This is a genomic window from Stappia sp. ES.058, assembly GCF_900105595.1.
GTDB lineage: Bacteria > Pseudomonadota > Alphaproteobacteria > Rhizobiales > Stappiaceae > Stappia.
The window spans coordinates 3,314,912-3,336,038 of the sequence record NZ_LT629784.1 but is presented as its reverse complement, the minus strand read 5'-3'; the positions used below and the strand labels follow the sequence as shown (position 1 = coordinate 3,336,038).

At 65.5% G+C, this 21,127-nt stretch carries 23 protein-coding genes and 1 other RNA gene; 14 read left to right on the top strand and 10 right to left on the bottom strand.

Features of this window, described 5'->3' with window-relative positions; all coding sequences use genetic code 11:
• Positions 1–74: 74 nt before the first annotated feature.
• The 9 genes from BLU32_RS15495 to tkt form a co-directional block, all read right to left on the bottom strand.
• Positions 75–869, bottom strand: a complete 795-nt coding sequence (locus BLU32_RS15495) for an inositol monophosphatase family protein (RefSeq protein WP_093808422.1) — start codon at positions 867–869, stop codon at positions 75–77.
• A 119-nt stretch (positions 870–988) separates the two neighbouring features.
• Positions 989–1,552, bottom strand: coding sequence for an elongation factor P (gene efp / locus BLU32_RS15490; RefSeq protein WP_093808420.1), 564 nt, complete (start codon positions 1,550–1,552; stop codon positions 989–991).
• 235 nt (positions 1,553–1,787) lie between these two features.
• Positions 1,788–2,927 (bottom strand): tetratricopeptide repeat protein, encoded by a 1,140-nt coding sequence (locus tag BLU32_RS15485; RefSeq protein WP_093808418.1) that lies wholly within the window; start codon positions 2,925–2,927, stop codon positions 1,788–1,790.
• Positions 2,924–3,568 (bottom strand): thiamine phosphate synthase, encoded by a 645-nt coding sequence (locus BLU32_RS15480; protein ID WP_093808416.1) that lies wholly within the window; start codon positions 3,566–3,568, stop codon positions 2,924–2,926. Before BLU32_RS15480 ends, BLU32_RS15485 begins: the two co-directional genes overlap by 4 nt.
• 150 nt (positions 3,569–3,718) lie before the next feature.
• Positions 3,719–4,750 (bottom strand): class I fructose-bisphosphate aldolase, encoded by a 1,032-nt coding sequence (locus BLU32_RS15475; RefSeq protein WP_093808414.1) that lies wholly within the window; start codon positions 4,748–4,750, stop codon positions 3,719–3,721.
• A gap of 105 nt (positions 4,751–4,855) precedes the next feature.
• Positions 4,856–6,052 (bottom strand): phosphoglycerate kinase, encoded by a 1,197-nt coding sequence (gene pgk / locus BLU32_RS15470; RefSeq protein ID WP_093808412.1) that lies wholly within the window; start codon positions 6,050–6,052, stop codon positions 4,856–4,858.
• A gap of 74 nt (positions 6,053–6,126) precedes the next feature.
• Positions 6,127–6,324 (bottom strand): hypothetical protein, encoded by a 198-nt coding sequence (locus BLU32_RS22020; RefSeq protein WP_093808410.1) that lies wholly within the window; start codon positions 6,322–6,324, stop codon positions 6,127–6,129.
• A gap of 8 nt (positions 6,325–6,332) precedes the next feature.
• On the bottom strand, positions 6,333–7,340 hold the full coding sequence (gap, locus tag BLU32_RS15460; protein ID WP_093808408.1) for a type I glyceraldehyde-3-phosphate dehydrogenase: 1,008 nt from the start codon (positions 7,338–7,340) through the stop codon (positions 6,333–6,335).
• 162 nt (positions 7,341–7,502) lie between these two features.
• Positions 7,503–9,491 (bottom strand): transketolase, encoded by a 1,989-nt coding sequence (gene tkt, locus BLU32_RS15455; RefSeq protein ID WP_093808406.1) that lies wholly within the window; start codon positions 9,489–9,491, stop codon positions 7,503–7,505.
• A gap of 372 nt (positions 9,492–9,863) precedes the next feature.
• On the opposite strand from tkt, the gene BLU32_RS15450 reads away from it, so the two are divergent.
• The 6 genes from BLU32_RS15450 (at position 9,864) to BLU32_RS15425 (ending at position 13,368) form a co-directional block, all read left to right on the top strand.
• A complete protein-coding gene (locus tag BLU32_RS15450) occupies positions 9,864–10,172 on the top strand; it encodes a DUF4164 domain-containing protein (protein WP_093811117.1) in 309 nt (102 codons plus the stop codon).
• 9 nt (positions 10,173–10,181) lie between these two features.
• A complete protein-coding gene (locus BLU32_RS15445) occupies positions 10,182–10,559 on the top strand; it encodes a cell division protein ZapA (protein ID WP_093808404.1) in 378 nt (125 codons plus the stop codon).
• 125 nt (positions 10,560–10,684) lie between these two features.
• Positions 10,685–10,840, top strand: a non-coding RNA gene (ssrS, locus tag BLU32_RS15440) — 6S RNA.
• 57 nt (positions 10,841–10,897) lie between these two features.
• Positions 10,898–11,554: a 5-formyltetrahydrofolate cyclo-ligase gene (locus tag BLU32_RS15435; RefSeq protein WP_244501716.1), complete on the top strand. Its 657-nt coding sequence runs from the start codon at positions 10,898–10,900 to the stop codon at positions 11,552–11,554.
• A 2-nt stretch (positions 11,555–11,556) separates the two neighbouring features.
• Positions 11,557–12,387, top strand: a complete 831-nt coding sequence (locus tag BLU32_RS15430) for a TIGR00282 family metallophosphoesterase (RefSeq protein WP_093808402.1) — start codon at positions 11,557–11,559, stop codon at positions 12,385–12,387.
• A gap of 231 nt (positions 12,388–12,618) precedes the next feature.
• Complete coding sequence (locus tag BLU32_RS15425) at positions 12,619–13,368, top strand: YebC/PmpR family DNA-binding transcriptional regulator (protein WP_093808400.1); 750 nt, start codon at positions 12,619–12,621, stop codon at positions 13,366–13,368.
• A gap of 242 nt (positions 13,369–13,610) precedes the next feature.
• Here the strand turns inward: BLU32_RS15425 and BLU32_RS15420 are convergent, their stop codons facing one another.
• Positions 13,611–14,387: a sulfite exporter TauE/SafE family protein gene (locus BLU32_RS15420; RefSeq protein ID WP_172838575.1), complete on the bottom strand. Its 777-nt coding sequence runs from the start codon at positions 14,385–14,387 to the stop codon at positions 13,611–13,613.
• Positions 14,388–14,598: 211 nt separating this feature from the next.
• Between BLU32_RS15420 and ruvC the strand changes: the two genes are divergently transcribed.
• The 8 genes from ruvC to tolB all read left to right on the top strand — a co-directional run bounded on the left by ruvC (position 14,599) and on the right by tolB (position 21,095).
• On the top strand, positions 14,599–15,114 hold the full coding sequence (gene ruvC, locus BLU32_RS15415) for a crossover junction endodeoxyribonuclease RuvC (RefSeq protein ID WP_093808398.1): 516 nt from the start codon (positions 14,599–14,601) through the stop codon (positions 15,112–15,114).
• A complete protein-coding gene (ruvA, locus tag BLU32_RS15410) occupies positions 15,114–15,728 on the top strand; it encodes a Holliday junction branch migration protein RuvA (RefSeq protein ID WP_093808396.1) in 615 nt (204 codons plus the stop codon). Before ruvC ends, ruvA begins: the two co-directional genes overlap by 1 nt.
• Complete coding sequence (gene ruvB / locus BLU32_RS15405; RefSeq protein WP_093808394.1) at positions 15,725–16,777, top strand: Holliday junction branch migration DNA helicase RuvB; 1,053 nt, start codon at positions 15,725–15,727, stop codon at positions 16,775–16,777. The genes ruvA and ruvB overlap by 4 nt, the downstream gene beginning before the upstream one ends.
• Positions 16,767–17,234 carry a tol-pal system-associated acyl-CoA thioesterase gene (gene ybgC, locus BLU32_RS15400; protein WP_093808392.1) on the top strand — a complete coding sequence of 156 codons (468 nt, stop codon included), beginning with the start codon at positions 16,767–16,769 and terminating at the stop codon, positions 17,232–17,234. Before ruvB ends, ybgC begins: the two co-directional genes overlap by 11 nt.
• Before the next feature lie 243 nt (positions 17,235–17,477).
• Positions 17,478–18,191 (top strand): protein TolQ, encoded by a 714-nt coding sequence (tolQ, locus tag BLU32_RS15395; protein ID WP_093808390.1) that lies wholly within the window; start codon positions 17,478–17,480, stop codon positions 18,189–18,191.
• Between the two features lie 6 nt (positions 18,192–18,197).
• Positions 18,198–18,641 (top strand): protein TolR, encoded by a 444-nt coding sequence (gene tolR / locus BLU32_RS15390; protein WP_093811111.1) that lies wholly within the window; start codon positions 18,198–18,200, stop codon positions 18,639–18,641.
• A 20-nt stretch (positions 18,642–18,661) separates the two neighbouring features.
• Positions 18,662–19,594: a cell envelope integrity protein TolA gene (locus BLU32_RS21865; protein WP_157727709.1), complete on the top strand. Its 933-nt coding sequence runs from the start codon at positions 18,662–18,664 to the stop codon at positions 19,592–19,594.
• 199 nt (positions 19,595–19,793) lie between these two features.
• Entirely contained in the window at positions 19,794–21,095 is a 1,302-nt protein-coding gene (gene tolB, locus BLU32_RS15375) for a Tol-Pal system beta propeller repeat protein TolB (protein ID WP_172838633.1), read from the top strand.
• The last annotated feature ends 32 nt before the right edge of the window (positions 21,096–21,127 follow it).

Below are 21,127 nucleotides of genomic sequence, written 5' to 3'. Positions count from 1 at the left end.
CCTGTTCGAGACGCGCCCTTGATAGCGCGATTGTCCCTTGTGTGAAAAGCCGTAATTCGTGCGGGCGTGTCGGCTCAGTCGTCTGCGTTCGCCAGAAGCTTTCGCAACTGGCCCTGAACGGCCTCATTCCCCGCAACGATCGACCGGGTCTCGAACATCTTTTCACCGCCCTTGATGTCCGTGACGAACCCGCCGGCCTCGCGCACCATCAAGAGACCGGCTGCCATGTCCCACGGAGAAAGACCGTGTTCCCAAAAGCCGTCGAAACGTCCCGCGGCCGTCCAGGCGAGATCGAGGGCGGCTGCGCCGCAGCGGCGCAGACCGGCAACTTCGCCCATCACCTGGCGGATTTCCTTGAGCGAGCGGGCGTGGTCGCCAACGCCCAGGAAAGGAATGCCCGTCGCGATCACGCAGTCGGGCAGCGCCTTGCGCGCGGCAACCCGGAGACGACGATCGTTCATGAAGGCACCGCGACCCCGCTCGGCGGTGTAGAGTTCATCCATTGCCGGGTTGTAGATCACGCCAGCGACGATTACGCCGTCGCGCTCGAGCGCGATGGAGACATTGAAGATCGGAATGCCGTGCAAAAAGTTCGTGGTGCCGTCGAGGGGATCGACGATCCAGCGATGCTGGGGGTCGTCACCGGGAATGGTGCCCGCCTCTTCCATCAGGAAGCCGTAGTCGGGGCGGGCCTTCTGCAGCTCGGCGCGCACGATCTTCTCGGCGTTCAGGTCTGCGGCGGAAACGAAGTCGCTCGGACCCTTTCGCGAGACCTGCAGGTTTTCCACCTCGCCGAAATCGCGGGCGAGACTCCGCCCGGCCTTGATTGCGGCCTGGACCATGACATTGAGAATGGCTGAGCGGGACATCGCGGTTCCTGAAGACGTGCGGGCGGCGAGACCGGGCCCGGAAACGTGGGTTCACTTGGGGACCGCCGGCGGACGATGGATTGTCTCCGTCGCCGGCAGTCGATGCGCTGGCGGGTCGATCAGTCGGCGCGTTTGACGTATTCCACCAGTTCGGTGTCGACGATGATGCGCTCGCCGGCGGTGATGAACGGCGGCACCATCACGCGCACGCCGTTTTCCAGCATGGCCGGCTTGTAGGAGGACGATTGCGTCTGGCCCTTGACGACCGCGTCGGCCTCGGTGATTTCCAGCGTCACATACTGCGGCAGCGTGATGCCGATCGGGCGTTCCTCGTGCATTTCGAGGGTCACCATCATGCCGTCCTGCAGGAAGGCCGCACGTTCGCCGACGAAATCAGCCTGCAGCTCGATCTGCTCGTAGGTCTCGGTGTTCATGAACACCAGCATGTCGTCCTGCGGGTACAGGTACTGAAAATCGCGCTGCTCGAGGCGGACGCGCTCGACCTTGTCGGCGGAGCGGAAGCGCTCGTTCAGCTTGCGGCCGTCGATGAGGTTCTTCATCTCCACCTGGGCGAAGGCGCCGCCCTTGCCTGGCTTTACATGGTCCGTCTTGACGACGGCCCAGAGCGTGTCCTGATGCTGAAGCACATTGCCGGGTTTGATTTCATTGCCGTTGATTTTCATGACTTCGAGCTCGTCTGCCGGTTTCCGCGCCGCCGAACCTGTCGCACGACGGGGCGGACGCTGACTGTGAATGAACGCAAGGGCTGATTGCGCGCGCAAGACCCCGTTTCGGCACCCTGTGCCGGGTCGGTGTCCTTCGCCGCGCGGATCGCGACCTTGCCGCATGGTTCCTGATGCGCGGCCTGTGCACCACACTTCCGGTCGCCAATCAAGCAAAAAGGCCGGAAACGCCGCTTCAGGGAATGGGACCGCCATCCGGTGCGGCCGTCGGATCGGCGACGTAATCCTTGGCGAAGGCTTCCGCCGCCGCCAGGGCGTCAGGGGCCAGCCCGGCCAGGATGCCGTCGAGCTGCAGGTCCGAAACACCCAGCCCGCGTGCGGCAAGGTGCCAGCCGGCAGCCTTCTCCAGATCGACGTCGCGTCCGCGACCGAAGCCGTAGACCCGCGCCAGACGGTTCATGGCGACGGGATTTCCCGAGGTCGCAGCCCGTTCGAACCAGTCGGCGGCCTCGGTTTCGTCCGGATCGACGCCGCGACCGTTGAAGCGCAGGATGGCGTAGCGAACCTGCGCGCCGACATGGCCCTGGCGCGCGGCGCGGCCCATCCAGAACGCGGCGCGGGCCTCGTCGCGCACATCCGCGGGTCCGTCGAGACGGAATTGCGCGAGTTCGAACTGCGCGTCCATGTCCTCGAGATCAGCGGCCTTCTGGAGCAACTCCAGCGCCTTGTCGGGATTGTACGCACGGCCCTCGCCGGTCCGGTACAATCCGGCGAGATTGTAGATCGCTTCCGGTACGTCGGCGTCGGCGGCGATCTTGAACATGTCGCCCGCCTTTTCCTTGTCCTGGGCAACGCCGATGCCATTGAGCAGAAGCAGGCCGTAGCGCAGCGCGGCCTTGATGTCGCCGTTTTCCGCCGCGAGCGAATACCAACTCGCCGCCTTCCCGGCATTTTGCGGCAGGCCGCGTCCGGTTTCATAAAGAACGCCGAGAAGCGTTTGCGCTGCGGTGTCGCCCTCTTCGGCGCGTGGGGTGGCAAGCGAGAGCGCGGTCAGATACCAGCCCCGCTGGAACGCGCCATAGGCGTAGTCGATGGATTCGCCCTCAACTGGGAGCGGCAGCGGCGGGCGCGTTCCCACGGGGCTTGGCAACGGCTCCTGTCCGTCGATCTTCGCCTGGAGTTCGGAGGCGGTGCCGACCAGTGGCGGTGTCGCGGGGCCGGCTGCGGGGTCCCGTTCCAGCGGCGCCGTCTGCGGCGGAGAGACCTCCGGCGGCTCGCCCGATTGCGCAAGTGCCGCGCCGCCGGAAAGCAGCACCGTGGCAAGCATCGCCGCCAACGTCAGCGCTCGGATTCCCGGTGTGGCGTGTTTGGTCATCCGTCTTCCGAATTGGACAGCGTGTATTGGGCCAGTATCTCGTTCGCCGCGGCCACGGCCGCCGCCGGGCCGTCCGGATGGGTCCAGATCGCGCCGCGGGCGGCCACGAAATCGGCGCCGGTTGCGGCACAGGTTTCGATCCCTGAGAAGGCACTGCCGGCGAGCGCGACGCAAGGGGTTTCGAACAGTTCCGACCACCAGTCGGCGAATTGAAGCGTCTTTGGATGAACCTCGCCATCCTCGCTGCGTTCGATCAGGCCGAAGAACACATAGTCCGCGCCCAGCTCCGCCACCCGCATCGCATCGTGGCGGGTGCGAATATCGCCAACGCCGACGATGCCGTTGGGATGAAACGTTTCCAGCGCCCCGGACAGGGTCTCCGAGCCGGCGTCGACATGCACGCCGTCGGCGCGGGCGCGCCCGGCGGAGCGGGTGTCGTTTTGGAGCAGGATGGCAGTGCCTGCGGCCTGGGCGATCGGGACGATCTGTTCGGCGATTTTCTGGTAGGTGGCTTCTCCCCAATCACCCTCGGCAATCAGCAGGCAGGCAACATCGCCGCCGGAAAGCGCGGCTTCCACAACTGACGGAAAGCTGTCCGGATCGAGGTCGATCGGTGAGATCAGATAGAGGCGCGGGTGCACGTCGCTCGTCCTTCCGGTTCGCCAGAGACGCGGGGCGATCGGTCATCGCTCAATCAGGAGAGATGGCGGCCGATCACGGCAAAAGAGGGGCAAAACTGTCCCTCCCGTTCGTTGCATGACGCAAGCGACAACGCTGCGTCCGGCTAGGCGTCAGGCGGTTTCGAGCGTCTTTGACCATTCGCCCCTGGCGGCGAGGCCGTTCATCCGGGCGCGATGCGCGAAGGCGGCCTGAGCGGCTTCGACGTTTTCCGTCTTTCCGCGCCATGCCTGCAGCGCGGACTGCTGCAAGGCACGACCGTAGGAGAAGGTCAGCTTCCACGGCAGGTTGCCGGAGGCGTTCATCAAGCTGAGGTGCTCGGTGGCAAGCTCGTCCGACTGGCCGCCCGACAGGAAGGCGATGCCCGGAACGGCGGCCGGCACGGTCGAGCTCAGGCAGCGCAGCGTCAGTTCGGCGACCTCCTCGGGTGCTGCCTGGAAGGCAGCGTTCTTGCCCGGAACGATCATGTTCGGCTTCAGGATCATGCCTTCCAGCATGACATCCATCTGGAACAGCTCGGCGAACACCGTGTTGAGTGTCCACTCGGTCACTTCGTAGCAGGTCTCGATGTCATGGCTGGCGGCGGCGCCGTCCATGAGCACTTCCGGTTCGACGATCGGGACGATGCCTGCTTCCTGGCACAGTGCCGCATAGCGGGCGAGCGCATGGGCATTGGCCTGGATACAGGTCGACGAGGGCAGCCCGTCGTCCTCGGAGATATCGATCACCGCGCGCCACTTGGCGAAGCGGGCGCCGAGTTCGTGGTACTCTTCCAGCCGCTCGCGCAAGCCGTCGAGGCCCTCGGTGACGGTCTCGCCCGGAAAGCCCGCCATCGGCTTGGCGCCCTTGTCGACCTTGATGCCGGGAACGGCGCCGGCCTTGCGGATCAGCTCGACCAGCGGGGTGCCGTCGGCGGCCTTCTGGCGCAGTGTCTCGTCAAACAGGATGACGCCGGAAATATGGTCCGTCATCGCCGCATCGGCGCGGAACAGCATCTCGCGATAGTCGCGGCGGTTGTCCTCGGTGTTCTCGGTGTCGATCTGGTCGAACCGCTTCTTGATGGTGCCGGTGCTTTCGTCGGCCGCCAAAATGCCCTGGCCGGGAGCCACGATGGCCTCGGCGATGTCCTCGAGACGCTCACTCATCCGTTCGGTCCTTTTCTTATTGCCGCTGTTTCCGCGCGATGCTGCGGCTTTTAATCAAAAGCGCCGCGCTTGAGAAGCCGCGGCGCGAGGGGATCAACAAAAGGCTTAACGCTCGAGAACCAGGACGCCCGGGAGGGTCTTGCCTTCCATCCATTCCAGGAATGCACCGCCGGCGGTCGAGACATAGGAGAAGTCGTCCGCCGCACCGGCGTGATTGAGGGCCGCGACCGTATCACCGCCACCGGCGACTGTGATCAGCGGACCGTTCTTGGTGCGGGCCGCGGCATAGCGTGCGGCGCTCACCGTCGCCGTGTCGAACGGTGCGATCTCGAAGGCGCCGAGCGGGCCGTTCCACACCAACGTCGCGGAGGCATCGATCTTCGCCTTGATGGCGGAGAGTGTCTGCGTCCCCACGTCGAGGATCATAGCATCGGCGGGAACCGCGTCGACGCCGACCGTCTCGTTGGTCGCGCCGGCCTTGAATTCGCGAGCAATCACGGCATCGGTGGGCAACAGAATGTCGCAGCCGGCGGTCTCCGCCTCGTTCATGATCGAACGCGCCGTGTCGGCCAGGTCGTGTTCGCACAGCGACTTGCCGACATCCTTGCCCTGGGCGGCCAGGAAGGTGTTGGCCATGCCGCCGCCGATCACCAGCGTGTCGACCTTTTTCACCAGATTGGCGAGCAGGTCGATCTTCGAGGAGACCTTGGCGCCGCCAACGACGGCCATGACCGGACGTTTCGGTGTCGTAAGGGCCTTTTCAAGCGCCTCGAGTTCCGCCTGCATCGTGCGTCCGGCATAGGCGGGAAGGCGACGGGCAAGCCCCTCGGTGGTGGCATGGGCACGGTGCGCGGCGGAAAAGGCATCGTTTATGTAGAGATCGCCGAGCGTCGCCAGGTCGTCGGCGAAGGCGTCGTCATTGGCTTCCTCGCCCGCATGGAAGCGGGTGTTTTCCAGAAGCAAACAATCGCCGTCGTTCAGGGCGTCGACGGCCACGCGCGCCGTCTCGCCGACACAGTCGGCGGCAAAGGCGACCGGTGCCCCGAGGCGCTCGGTGAGGGCCGCAGCGACGGGGGCAAGGCTCATTTCCAGCACCGGCTTGCCCTTGGGGCGGCCGAAATGGGCGAGCAGGATCGTCTTGGTGCCCTTTTTCGACAGCTCGCGCAGGGTCGGCAGGATACGGTCGATGCGGGTCGTGTCGGTGACCCGATTGCCGTCCATCGGAACGTTCAGGTCGACGCGCACGAGCGCACGCTTTCCGGCGATTTGGTCAAGATCGTCGAGGGTCTTGAAGCTGCTCATTTTCGTAGGTTCCGTAAGGTCGGCCCGGTCGGGGCTGGCAAATGGCGGGCTGTCCGAGACGTCCTACCCTTCCGTCAGGGGTCGGCCCCGCCGCCGGAGTGGTTGCGGACAGTCCCGGCCCTGGCCTGGTCCGTAGCCGGGTGCCACATCTTGCGGCGCTCCGCATGGGTCGGGTCCGATTTCCGGTGGAGACGATAGAAACCGAACCCGAGAAGCGCAAAGGCTCCCAGAAAAACGAAGATGCCCGGTATCCGAAATCCGAGGATCTCCATCTGTCGTCCTAGATGGTCTTGGCGAGCGCCACGGCCGTATCCGACATGCGGTTGGAGAAGCCCCACTCGTTGTCGTACCAGGTCAGGATGCGCACCAGCGTTCCGTCCATCACCTTGGTCTGGTCCATGTGGAAGATGGAGGAATGCGGATCGTGGTTGAAGTCGGTCGAGACGAGCTTGTCGTCGGTGAAACCGAGGACGCCCTTCAGCTTGCCGTTGGCCGCCGTGCGGATGGCCTCGTTGACTTCCTCGACCGTGGTGGCGCGGCGGGCGACGAACTTCAGGTCGACGACCGAGACGTTCGGCGTCGGGACGCGGATCGACACGCCGTCGAGCTTGCCGTTCAGCTCCGGCAGCACCAGGCCGACGGCCTTGGCGGCACCGGTCGACGTCGGGATCATCGACAGCGCGGCTGCACGCGCGCGGTAGAGATCCTTGTGCATGGTGTCCAGCGTCGGCTGGTCGCCCGTGTAGGAGTGGATCGTGGTCATGAAGCCGGTCTCGATGCCGATGGCCTCGTTGAGGACATGGGCGACCGGTGCCAGGCAGTTGGTGGTGCAGGACGCGTTGGACACGACCATGTCCGCGCTGGTCAGGCTGTCATGGTTGACGCCGTAGACGATCGTCTTGTCGGCATTGGTGGCCGGCGCGGACACGAGAACGCGCTTGGACCCGTTCTCCAGGTGCACGGCGGCCTTGTCGCGGTCGGCGAAGATGCCGGTGCACTCCAGCGCCACGTCGACGCCAAGCTCGCCCCAGGGCAGTTCCTTCGGGTCGCGGATCGCGGTCACCTTGATCGGACCCTGTCCCACGTCGATCGTGTCGCCGTCGACAGTCACCGTGGCGGGAAAGCGGCCATGCACGGAATCGTAGCGCAGCAGATGCGCGTTGGTTTCCACCGGACCCAGATCGTTGATCGCGACGACCTGGATGTCGGTGCGGCCCGATTCCACAATGGCGCGCAGAACATTGCGGCCGATCCGGCCAAACCCGTTGATGGCAACTTTTACGGTCATGTGAGTGTCCCCTTTCCTGGCGCAAATCGCCGTCCAGTCCGGCCCGCGGGATGCCGCCGTGTCTGGCTGCGCGCGGACGTGTTCGAAATATCGACCGGCAGGCGCCGCGCCCGCCGGTTGGAATGCCTGCGCCGCCGGTCCGGCCGGGCGCGTACCTGTCGTTCAGGCGCCGACGCGGTCGGTTACTGCTGCCACCACGGCGTCGGCCGTGATGCCGAAATGCTCGTAGAGGGCCTTGTAGGGCGCGCTTGCGCCGAAACCCGACATGCCGATGAAGACGCCGTCCCGGCCGATGATCCGGTCCCAGCCCTGACGGATGCCAGTCTCGATCGCGACCTTGACGCCCGGTCCGCCGATCACGTCGGCCTGATAGTCGTCCGACTGGCGCTCGAAACGCTCCATGCAGGGCACCGATACGACGCGGGTCTGGATGCCCATGGCTACCAGGGCCTCGCGCGCGGCCAGCGCGATCTCGACCTCGGAACCGGAGGCAAACAGCGTTGCGGCCGGCGTGTCTTCCGCGTCTGCGACGACATAGGCGCCGCGGGCGCAGAGGTTTTCCTCCTCGAAGGTCTTGCGGACCGGCGCGAGGTTCTGGCGGGTGAGCGCCAGCACGCTCGGCGCATCGCGCGATTCCAGCGCGAGTTGCCAGCACTCCAGCGTCTCCGTCACATCCGCGGGGCGGTAGAAGTCGAGGTTCGGGATTGCCCGAAGTGCTGCGTAATGCTCGACCGGCTGGTGGGTCGGACCGTCCTCGCCAAGGCCGATGCTGTCATGGGTCATCACATGGATGACCCGCTGCTTCATCAGCGCGGCAAGGCGCATGGCCGGGCGCGCATAGTCGGAAAAGACCAGGAACGTTCCGGAATAGGGGATCATGCCGCCATGCAGCGCCATGCCGTTCATCGCGGCCGCCATGCCGTGCTCGCGGATGCCCCAGTGAACATAGCGGCCGGTAAAGTCGTCCGGCGTGATCGCGCTGGTTTCGGCCGTGCGGGTGTTGTTGGAGCCGGTCAGGTCGGCGGATCCGCCAATCGTTTCCGGAACCGCCTGGTTGATGGTGCCGAGCACGAATTCGGATGCCTTGCGGGTTGCCATCGTCGGGCGGTCGGCCGCGATCTGCTTTTTCAGGGCGGTTATCGCATTGGCAAAACCGGCGGGCAGGTCGCCTCGCAAGCGTCGCTCGAACTCGCCGCGTGTTTCGGCATCGGTGCCTTCGAGGTGCTTCTGCCAATCCTTGCGCTTCTGGCCTGACCTAAGGCCCGCGATCCGCCAGGCGTCGAGGATGTCGCTCGGAACGTCGAAGGGCTCATGCGCCCAGCCAAGCGCCTTGCGGGTGGCGGCGAGCTCGTCCGCGCCAAGCGGCGCGCCATGGACCTTCTCGGTGCCGCCCTTGTTGGGCGCTCCGAAGCCGATGGTCGTCTTGGCGGCGATCAGCGTCGGGCGATCGTTTTCGCGCGCGGTCTTGAAAGCGGAGGCAATGGCTTCCGGATCGTGACCGTCGATGGCAACCGTTGCCCAGCCGCTCGCCTGAAAACGCTCGAGCTGGTCGGTGGAATCCGTGATCGAGACCTTGCCGTCGATGGAAATGCCGTTGTCGTCCCAGATGACGGTGAGACGGTTCAGCTTCAGATGACCGGCCAGCGAGATCGCTTCCTGGCTGATGCCTTCCATCAGGCAGCCGTCGCCGACCAGCGTGTAGGTGAAATGGTCGGCAAACTCGGCGCCGAACGTTTCGCGCATGTGGCGCTCGGCCATCGCCATGCCGACCGCATTGGCCAGACCCTGGCCGAGCGGGCCCGTGGTGGTTTCGATGCCAGCGCCGTGACCATGTTCCGGGTGGCCGGCGGTGAGGGCGCCGAGCTGTCGGAAATTCTTCAGCTGATCGAGGGTGAAGTCCTCGGACCCGAGAAGGTAGTGCACCGCATAGAGCAGCATCGATCCGTGGCCTGCGGACAGCACGAAACGGTCGCGGTCCGGCCAGTCCGGATAGGTCGGATCGTAGTGCATCACCTGGGTGAACAGAACGGTCGCGATGTCGGCGACGCCCATGGGCAGGCCGGGGTGACCCGACTTGGCAGCCTCAACGGCGTCCGCGGCGAGGAAACGGATCGCATTCGCCATGCGATTGTGCTTTTCAAGATCGGTCATTGCTAGGTTCCGTTTGTCCCTGTCGGGGGGCCGCAAGGGCATTGCAGTCCTGGATTTCGCGCCCCGGCGCGATTGCCACGCGGGGAATGTCATATTGATCGTGGCGGCTGCATTCGGGAGGATGAAAACGCGCCCGCTGCCACGCCTGCAAGCCGGCCCGGCCGGCCGTCTTCGCGAGGCGGGTCGACAAATATCAGGAACCCCCGGGGAGTCAACAAAGCGGATGCCCACCAAACCGGCGCTTCCGAGCGGCCGGCGATCTCGCCTCTTCGGCAAAGGGATGCTATAGCGATGCGCTGAGATTGCGTCGGCACGCAAGCGGCTTCGGGAAGCCGGGCGTCGGCGGACGAGGCGACAACAGCAAAGATGGCAATGGACGAGACGGGACATATCGGGGTGGGATCGGCGCAGCGCCCGGTCGAGGCGGCGCTGGAGCGGCTGACACGGGCGGTTGGTCGGCTCGAGGCTGCCGTTGAACGCCGTCAGGAGGCCGACCTGTCGGTCACGGGTCTCCAGCAGGAGGTCCAGCGGCTTGGCGACGATCGCTCGCAACTGGCCTCCACGCTCGACACATCGGAAGCGCGCGTCGGGCGGCTCGAGGATGCCAACCGTGAAGTGTCGCGCCGTTTGGTGTCGGCGATGGAATCGATCCGCTCCGTTCTTGAAACGCACGGCGGCTGAGGAGGCTGAATGGCTCAGATCATCGTGACCATCAACGGCCGCAGCTTTCGCATGGCCTGCGACGATGGCGAAGAGGAGCGGCTGACGGGACTGGCGCGCCGCTTCGACGGCTGCATCGATACGTTGCGCGGGAGTTTCGGCGAGATCGGCGACTTGCGGCTGACGGTGATGGCCGGGATCATGGTGACCGACGAACTGGCCGAGCGCGAGCGGCGGCTCAAGGCGCTCGAGGACGAAGTGGAAAGCCTGCGCGAGGCGCGCCGCGCCACGCTCGAGCGGGAAGAAAAAAGCGAAGCAGCGGTTGCCGAGCGCGTCACCCAGGCCGCGGAGCGGATCGAAGCGCTGGCGGAGGGGCTGAGCCGGCCGGGGCGCGCATCCGATGCCTGAAGCTCCTCTGGCATGGATCGGTGGCCTTCGTTTCTCCGGGGACACATGGGTCGTTTTGCATTTTTGCAGCCAAACACAAAACGTGTGTTGTGTTTGATCCGGTGCCGGCCCTATATCCAAGACTGGCGTGGCTGCGCGGTTCGTCAGGAGACATATCCCCGGGGCCTTACGCATCCCTTGGGAGCTGTTCCTGCCCTCGCCCGTGGGCTTGGGCACACGGCGCCCACCTACACAGTAGGATTCCCGGGATTGCAAACTCCAACGGCTGATGCGGCCACGTCATTCGCATTTTCCGACCGTTCCGGTCTGTCTGCAAGAAAACGTCAAGCGAGCGCAATGTGACGGCAGCATCCGACACCGGACAGACCGGCACATCCCGCAAGGGACACACCGAAGACGGCGGTGCCGCGCGCGATGTCCTGCAGTCGCGCAAGGCGGCCGTTCGCGCCGCCGCCCTTGCCAGGCGCGCCGCACTTGATCCGCAAGTGCGGATCGAAGGCGGTCTCGCGCTGGTCGCGCATGTCGATGCGCTTGATTTTCACCAAGGTGCCATTGTCTCCGGTTTCTGGCCGATCCGCGACGAGATCGATCCCCGCCCGCTGATGGATGCCTTGCGGGCGCGGGGACATTCGCTTTGCCTTCCCGCGATCGTAGAGGGCGAGCTTGTGTTTCGCCGGCTGACGCGCGAGACCGTTCTGGTGCGTGCCGGATTCGGCACGGCGGAACCCCCGTCTGATGCGGACGAACTTATTCCCGACTGCATGCTTGTTCCGCTTGCCGCCTTCGATCTGCGCGGCGCGCGCATTGGCTACGGACGCGGATATTACGACCGCGCAATCGCGCGGATTGCGCGGCAATTGGGACAGCCCCCGGCCACGGTCGGACTGGCGTTTTCCGCGCAAGGCGCCGACGCCGTTCCGGAAGAGGCCCACGACCAGCGGCTGGACCGGATCCTGACGGAGGCCGGTCTCATGGAATTCAAGGAGCACGAGTAGGCATGCGCCTGTTGTTTTTGGGAGATCTTGTCGGGCGCAGCGGCCGGCAGGCGGCTGTCGATGCGCTTCCAGGCCTCGTCGAGACCTACGCGCTCGATTTCGTCATCGTCAACGGCGAGAATGCGGCCGCCGGCTTCGGCATTACCGAAGAAATCCTCCAGGATGTGCTCGATGCGGGCGCCGATGTGGTCACCACCGGCAATCACGTCTGGGACCAGCGCGACACGCTGGTCTATATCGGGCGGCAGGACCGCCTGCTGCGGCCGATCAATTTTCCGCCGGGCGCACCGGGGCGCGGCGCCAATATCTACACCGCCCGCAATGGCGCGCGCGTTCTCGTCGCCAACGCCATGGGGCGGGTGTTCATGGACAGCCTCGACGATCCGTTCATGGCCATCGACTCCTTGCTGGACAGCACGCCGCTCGGCCAGGTGGTCGACGCCGTCGTCATCGACATGCATGCCGAGGCGACGAGCGAGAAGCAGGCGCTGGCGCATTTCGCCGACGGACGCGCCACGCTGGTTGTGGGAACCCACACGCATGCGCCGACGGCGGATCACCAGATCCTTCCCGGCGGCACGGCCTATATGAGCGATGCCGGGATGTGCGGCGACTATGATTCCGTGCTCGGCATGGAAAAGGACGAGCCGATCTCCCGGTTCCTGCGCAAGATCCCGTCGGGTCGCTTTACCCCGGCGCTCGGCGAAGCGACCGTCTGCGGCGTTGCGGTGGAGACGGACGACCGCACCGGACTGGCCAAAGCGGTGGCACCCTTGCGGCTTGGCGGGCGGCTCAGCCCGGCGCTGCCGGAGTTCTGGTTGCCGTCTTCTTGACGTGCTTGCGGTTCGGCGTCTGGATTTTTGACGTTTCCGGGCCTATAACGCCGCGATCTATCTTGTAGCCCGCGCTTTGCCAACGGCATCGGGTATCGTCGCGTCGTGACCGGTTTCGGTCGTCGCTCGCACGATGCGCCGCAAGTGCCATCGGGGATGGCCCGCACAGAGGGGCCCCCGATTGCCGCCGTAGAGGTTTTCGGGCGATGCAGCGACGAACCAGGACACGACATGGCCGGACATTCCCAGTTTAAAAACATCATGCACCGCAAGGGCCGCCAGGACGCGGTCCGATCCAAGATCTTTTCCAAGCTGTCGAAGGAGATCACGGTCGCGGCCAAGATGGGCGGGCCGGATATCAACGCCAATCCGCGCCTGCGCCTGGCGGTTCAAAACGCCAAGGCCCAGTCCATGCCCAAGGACAACATCCAGCGGGCGATCAACAAGTCCCAGGCCGGCGAGGGCGACAACTACGAGGAGATCCGCTACGAGGGCTATGGACCGGCCGGTGTTGCGGTGATCGTCGAGCTTCTCACCGACAACCGCAACCGCTCGGCGTCGAACGTGCGCTCCTATTTCAGCAAGTGCGGCGGATCGATGGGCGAGACCGGGTCCGTTGCCTTCATGTTCGACCGTGTTGGCGAGATCGTTTATCCGGCTTCGACCGGCAGTGCCGACGAGATGCTGGAAGCGGCGATCGAAGCCGGTGCCGAAGATGTCCAGTCGGACGCGGAAAGCCACACCATCATCTGTGCCTTCGAGGATCTCGGCGACGTGTCCAAGGCGCTCGAGGCGGCGCTCGGCGAGGCCGAAACCGTGAAAGCGATCTGGAAGCCGCAAAACCTCACCCCGCTCGATGCGGACAAGGCGCAGACGATGTTCAAGCTGATCGCCATGTTCGAGGACGACGACGACGTGCAAAACGTCTTTGCCAACTACGACATCGACGACGAGACCCTGGCGAGCCTGACGGCGGCCTGACGTTCCCGGAACGTCTGAATATTCGAAATCTGAAGGCCGCCCGCTCTGCCGGCGGTTTTGTTTTGAGCGTGGTTTCGACGAGAATTTCGAACCGGGGAAATCTTCCGCGACCCCTCGCAAGCCTCCTGCAGAACGGTCCGGGTGCGCGAGCATTCCGCCGCGCTCAATTCTTGCATCCGCGATCTTTATGGGTCGCATGCGCGAGCTGATCCAGACCGTGCGCGCCGCCTGAGGGGCCACGCCTACCGCAGCCAGGGATCGAGCAGCGGAAGGCTCGAGATCGCGGAAAACAGGATGATCCCGTAGGCCACCGGACGGTAGGCCTGCGGCGATGCCGTTCCGAAGCCGCGCGCTCCGCCATAGATCGCCAGTCCGTAGACCGGCGCAAGCACAAGGAAGAGTGCGATCACGGCGCGCGAGTAAAAGCCGTTGTAGAGAAAGGCGACGAAGACCGAGACGCCCACGACAGCGAAGAAGGCGATGAGATTGGCGCGGATCACCGACGGCGGTTTCGGGCCGGCGGCCCAGAAGACGACGACGGGCGGCGCGGAGACCTGCGACACGCCGGACAAAAGCCCGGCGAAGGCGCCCACAGCCACGGAGGCCAGCCGGCCGGGCGCGCGCGTGTAGCGATAGCCGAAAACCAGAAGCGCCAGCGCGGCGAGCACGATGACCGAGAGGCTCCATCTCAGCGCCAGCGTGTCCGCGCGGGCGAGGATCGCGGCGCCGAGCGGCACCATGATCATCGCGCCGATGCAGGCGGGAAGCACGGTCGACCAGTCGCAACGCCGAACGGCGCCCGCGAGCAACGGCAGGGTCACCAGCGTGTCGAGCAGCAGAAAGCCGGCGGCGGCGGCGGCCGGATCGATCACCGTGGAGGCGACGGGCATGAAGATCATCGCCGCGCCGAAGCCGGAAAACCCCCGCACCGCGCCGGCCAGCGCGATTGCCCCAACAAGCAGCGCCAGCGTTCCAGGCTCTGGCAGCTGCGCGAATAGGTCAGCGAGAGCTGTCTTCATGTCGCTCCGTTCGAGTGTGTGAGGCCGCCGGCGAAGCCCCGGGCCAGAGTGGAACAAATGCTGGAGAATTGCGAGCGCCCAGTGGAACTGCAAGCACGGCGAAAGGCAAGCCCGCGTTGCCGCGTATCCCGCTGTCATGCGGGCGGGAAAACGGCCGCTTGCCGGTGCTGCCTCTGGTCACGGCGTGCGATTGGCGTTACCGCTTTGTTCCATGACAGCGCCGATTCGAATTCTGGGAATTGATCCTGGCTTGCGCCGCACCGGCTGGGGCCTGATCGCCGCCAGCGGCAACCGGCTGACCTTCCTTGCCAGCGGAACGGTGATCTCCGACAACCGCAAGACCCTGGCCGACCGGTTGCGCCAGTTGCACGACGGGCTGCAGGAGGTGGTCGCCGAGAGCCGGCCCGACGAGACAGCGGTGGAACTGACCTTCGTCAACAAGGACGCCGGCGCGACCTTGAAGCTCGGCCAGGCGCGCGGGATCGCGTTGCTCGTTCCCTCCCTCAACGGCCTTGCCGTGTCGGAATATGCGCCCAATCTCGTCAAGAAGACCGTTGTCGGGACGGGTCATGCGGACAAGGACCAGATCCGGATGATGGTGAAGGTGCTGATGCCGAAGGCCACCTTCAACTCCGATGATGCGGCCGACGCGCTGGCCATCGCCATCTGCCACGCACAGCATCGCGGCGCGCGCGCCATTGCCCGGATTGCGGAGGGTCTTGCCTGATGATCGGAAAGCTCAAGGGCCGTGTCGACGAGCTCGGCGAGGATCATGTGATCCTCGATGTCGGCGGCGTCGGCTATCTCGTTTATTGCCCGGCGCGCGTGCTGCAGGGCCTGCCGTCGCCCGGCGAGGCTGCGGTTCTTTTCATCGAGACCATCGTGCGCGAGGACATGATCCGGCTCTACGGGTTTTCCTCGCGCGCCGAACAGGCCTGGTTCCAGCTGCTGATGACCGTTCAGGGCGTCGGCGCCAAGGTGGCGCTGGCGGCGCTCGGCGTGATGTCGGCGTCGGAGGTCGCGAATGCCATCGCGCTGGGCGACACGGCCGCGATCACCCGCACGCCCGGCATCGGCAAGCGGGTGGCCGAGCGCATCGTCGGTGAGTTGAAGAGCAAGGCGCCGGCCTATGCCAGCGTCGATCAGGGCACGATCTCCGTTTCCCAGCAGGCGTCAAGCGGCGCGTCCTCGGCGGTCGGCGATGCGGTGTCGGCGCTGGTCAACCTCGGCTACCCCTCCGCGCAGGCGAGTGCGGCCGTCTCCAAGGCGGTCAAGTCGGCCGGCGAGGGGGCCGACACCGCGACGCTGATCCGTCTCGGCCTCAAGGAGCTCTCCGCATGAGCGAGACCGACCCGCGCCTGGTGACGTCAGAGGTTCGCGGCGATGAAATCGACACGACGATGCGCCCGCAGGTGCTCGACGATTTCGTCGGCCAGGCGCAGGCGCGCGCCAATCTCAAGGTGTTCATCGGCGCGGCCAAGGCCCGCGGCGAGGCACTGGATCACGTGCTGTTCGTCGGCCCGCCCGGGCTCGGCAAGACGACGCTGGCGCAGATCATGGCGCGCGAGCTCGGCGTCAATTTCCGGGCGACCTCGGGGCCGGTGATCGCCAAGGCCGGCGATCTCGCGGCCCTGCTTACCAACCTGGAAGAGCGTGACGTGCTCTTCATCGACGAGATCCACCGGCTCAATCCGGCGGTGGAGGAAGTGCTCTATCCGGCGATGGAGGATTTCCAGCTCGATCTCATCATCGGCGAGGGGCCGGCGGCGCGTTCCGTCAAGATCGATCTGGCGAAGTTCACGCTGGTGGCGGCGACGACGCGTCTCGGGCTTTTGACGACGCCCTTGCGCGACCGGTTCGGCATTCCGGTGCGGCTGCAGTTCTATACCACCGAGGAACTCGAGTTGATCGTGACGCGCGGCGCGCGTCTGCTCGGGATCGGCATGAGCGCCGACGGATCACGCGAGATCGCACGCCGAGCGCGCGGCACGCCGCGCATCGCCGGGCGGTTGTTGCGCCGGGTCCGCGATTTCGCGGTTGTCGATGGGCAGGAAACGGTGGATGCGGGCATCGCCGACAAGGCGCTGACCCAACTCGAGGTGGACAGCGCCGGGCTCGACCAGCTCGACCGCCGCTATCTCAACCAGATCGCATTGAAATTCGGTGGCGGGCCGGTCGGCATCGAGACCATCGCGGCCGCGCTCTCCGAGCCGCGCGACGCGATCGAGGAGATCGTGGAGCCTTATCTTATCCAGCAGGGCTACATCCAGCGCACGCCGCGCGGGCGCATCCTGACGCCGACAGCTTTTCAGCATCTTGGCCTTGCCGTGCCCGGCGCCGTCAATCCGCTGCAGCCGGGCCTCTTCACCGGGGACGGCAATGAGGGATGAGCCGGATCCCTGGCCCGATCTCGCCGGGCGACTGACGGCAGACGGTCATGTCCTTCCGGTCCGGGTCTATTATGAAGACACGGATTTTACCGGTGTTGTCTATCACGCGGCCTATCTGAAGTTCATCGAGCGCGGGCGTTCCGATTTCCTGCGGCTTTGCGGGGTGCATCACTCAGACTTGAACGACGGGGTGCATGGCGAGGCATTGGCCTTCGCCGTGCGGCGGATGGAGATCGATTTTCTCGCGCCGGCGCGCATCGACGACGCGCTGGAGGTTGTCACGCGGCTTGAAAGCGCGCGCGGGGCAAGGCTTTGCCTGGCGCAGGAGGTGCGCCGCGCGGAGACCCCGCTGTTTTCCGCCCGTGTCACGGTTGCCGTCATTTCCGCGGAGGGACGCCCGCGCCGTCTGCCGGAGCAGCTTGCCGCCCGTCTGGGCGGCCCGTCCGCGGCCGGCTGAGGTCTGGCGGCGATGGAATTCGCGATCGCCAAAGCGTTCGTCTTAACCGTGCAGTAACCTTAACGCCTGCTTAATGCCGGAGAAATTCGGCGGATACAGTCCCAGTTTCGCCAAAATCGCTCGCCATTGAGGCGGGTGACTCAGCGAACATGACTGGTCCGGACGGTGCGTCCGGATGGCGGGCAACCGGCGGCCGATCCGGCAGACGTGCCGATGGCATCGGGCAAGAGGTCCAATTATATAATGAATCCCGTAGAACTTGCACAAACGACCCTCGCCGCACCCCAGGGCGACATGTCGTTCTTCGCGCTTTTCCTTGAGGCGCATCTTGTCGTCAAGCTGGTGATGATCGGACTTGTGGGCGCTTCCATCTGGTGCTGGGCGATCATCGTCGACAAATGGCTGCTGTTCGTGCGCACCAAGCGGCAGATGAACAGGTTCGAGACCGTATTCTGGTCCGGTCAGTCGCTGGAGGAACTCTATCGCACGCTGTCGGGACGGGCGAACCACTCGATGTCGGCGCTGTTCATCGCGGCGATGCGTGAATGGAAACGCAGCCACGAGGGCGCGCGACCGGCCATCGCCAGTCTGCGCCAGCGCATCGACCGGGTGATGGATGTGACCATCGCGCGCGAGGCGGAACGCCTCGAGGCGCGGCTGATGGTGCTGGCGACCGTGGGTTCGGCCGCCCCCTTCATCGGTCTTTTCGGCACTGTCTGGGGCATCATGACCAGCTTTCAGGCAATAGCGGCCTCCAAGAGCACCAATCTCGCGGTCGTGGCGCCCGGCATCGCAGAGGCGCTGCTGGCAACGGCGCTCGGCCTGCTGGCCGCCATTCCCGCCGTGATCGCCTACAACAAGCTCTCCGCCGACGCCGGCAAGCTCGCTGCACGCATGGAAGGCTTCGCGGACGAGTTTTCCGCGATCCTGTCGCGTCAGATCGACGAGAGGAGCTGAGCCATGATGCAGCTCGGCGCATCGGACGACCACGGCGGTGGACGTCGGCGGCGGCGCCGTCGCCATCAGCCGATGAGCGAGATCAACGTCACGCCTTTCGTCGACGTGATGCTGGTGCTCCTGATCATCTTCATGGTCGCGGCCCCGCTCCTGACCGTGGGCGTGCCGCTCGACCTGCCGGAGACGCAGGCAAATCCGCTCGAGGGCGCGACCGAGCCGATCACGATCTCGATTGCCGCCGACGGGCGCATTTTCATGCAGGATACGGAAGTCGCCGCCGATGAGGTGATCCCGACGCTCGAGGCGATTGCCCAGAACGGCTATGATGAACGGATCTTCGTGCGCGGTGACGAGAACGCCGACTACGGCACGATCATGCGCGTCATGGGACGGATCAATGCGGCTGGCTACAAGCGGCTCGGTCTCGTGACACTGGAAGAGCAGCAGTAGATGAGGAGCCTTTTCGGGTAATGCGCGTCGGTCTGATCGCATCGATCGGCGGCCATTTGGCCGTGCTGGTTTGGGGAGTGGTGTCATTTCCCGAAGCGCGCCCGTTCGATGTCGGTCCGGTGGACACGCTTCCCGTGGATCTCGTCCCGATCTCGGAACTCACGCGCTTGCGGATCGGCGAGAAGGACGCGGAAATCCGCGAGATCGAGGCGACAAGGCCGTCGGAAAAGCCCGTACCGGAGCCCGATCCAGAAACGCCGCCGGCGGAAGTCGCCGCACAACAGCCAAACGAAGCGACGCCGGAACCGACGCCGGCTCCCGCTCCCACGCCGCCCCCGGAACCGGCCCCGCCCGAGCCTGCGCCACCGGAGCCCGCGCCTCCCGAGCCGCTTCCGGTGGAAGCCGAGCCGGAGCCCGCACCTGCGCCGGAACCGGAACCGCAGGTGGCCGAAGCACCGCCGCCGTTGCCGGCGTCCGCGCGACCGCGAAGCAAACCGACTCCGCCGCCGCGCTCCGAGCCGCCAAAGGACTTCAATCCCAACCAGATCGCGGCGCTTTTGAACAAGGTGGAACCTGCGGGCGGTGGTGCGCCGTCGTCCTCCGACACGCCCGCCTCGCTCGGCAGCCGTGAGGGGCTGAGCAACGTGACGATGAGCCAGTCGGAACTCGATGCGTTGCGCGGTCAGATTTCGCAATGCTGGAGCCCGCCTGCGGGAACGGCTGGTGCGTCCGACCTCAATGTGCGGCTCAAGGTTTTCCTGACGTCGTCAGGCGATGTCGAACAGCGTCCCGAGGTGCTGAATTCCAGCGGCAACCCGTCGTTCACGATCGCGGCGGAAAGCGCGCGGCGGGCGGTCTTGCGCTGTGCGCCCTATTCGCTGCCGCGCGAGAAATACGAATCCTGGCGTGAAGTCATCATCAACTTCGACCCCCGGGACCTGTTGGGCGGATGATATGTCGGACAGCCAGCCGGGACCTTTCCCTTACGGATGCGGTTCCGGCCGCGCCCGGAAACATGATACTGCATAAGGCGGCGCGCGCGGTCGCGCCGAATGGGAGCCTCGCATGATGGAGCCTCGAGCGATGAAGCCAAGCGTGAAGCCGCGGCGGGCCGTTGGACGTGCCACAGCCCGTGTGTTGTCCGCCGTTGCGATGCTGTTTACCGCGACGATCGGCAGTCTAGCGCTCCTGCCGCCGAGCCCGGCGCAGGCCGTGGTGGAGATCGACGTCACGCAGGGCAACATCGAACCCTTGCCGATCGCGATCCCTGCTTTTTCCGGCCAGGGCAACGATGCCGACCTGGCGACACAGATTTCCGAGGTAATCAGCGCGGATCTCGGCCGGTCCGGCCTGTTTCGCACGCTTGATCCGTCAAGCTTCATCGAGAAGAACGTAAGCACGGGCGCGCCGCCGCAGTTCGCCTCCTGGCGGCCGATCGGCGCGCAGGCGCTCGTGGTCGGCGCGATCGAACGCCAGTCCGACGGGCGCATTCGCGCGGAGTTCCGCTTGTGGGACGTCTTCGCCGGCCAGCAGATGCTCGGGCAGCAGTTCTACACCACCTCCGACAACTGGCGGCGGATGGCCCATATCATCGCGGATGCGATCTACGAGCGTCTGACCGGCGAGAAGGGCTACTTCGACACGCGCATCGTGTTCGTCGACGAGACGGGGCCGAAGGACAAGCGCGTCAAGCGGCTGGCGATCATGGACCAGGACGGCGCCAATGTGCGCTACCTCACGAATGGCAACGACCTGGTGCTCACGCCGCGCTTTTCTCCGTCGCGTCAGGAAGTCACCTACATGGCCTATGACGGGGCCGACCCGAAGGTCTATCTGCTCAACATCGAGACGGGCCAGCGCGAGGTCGTCGGAAATTTCCCGGGCATGACCTTTGCACCGCGCTTTTCGCCCGACGGGCAGAAGGTGGCGATGAGCCTGCAGCAGGGCGGCAATGCCAACATCTTCGTCATGGATCTGCGCTCGCGCCGCACGACCCGGCTGACAAACACGTCGGCGATCGACACCAGTCCGTCCTATTCGCCGGATGGTGCGCGGATCGTGTTCGAATCCGACCGCGGCGGGTCCCAGCAACTCTACGTGATGGACGCCAATGGCGGAAACCCGCAGCGCATCAGTTTCGGGCCGGGACGGTATTCAACCCCGGTCTGGTCCCCGCGCGGAGACCTCGTCGCCTTCACGAAGATGCACAAGGGGCGCTTCATGATCGGCGTGATGCGGCCGGACGGATCCGGCGAACGCATTCTGACCGAAGGCTATCACAACGAGGGGCCGGCCTGGTCTCCGAACGGACGGGTTCTGGTGTTCTTCCGGGAGACGCCGGGCGCCAATGGCGGGCCGCAATTGTGGACCGTTGATCTGACCGGCTACAACGAACAGCGGTTGCCGGCGCCGGCCTTCGCCTCGGATCCGGCCTGGTCTCCCTTGCTGGAATAGCCCTGCCGGGATAGGCTTGTCGGCGATAGATC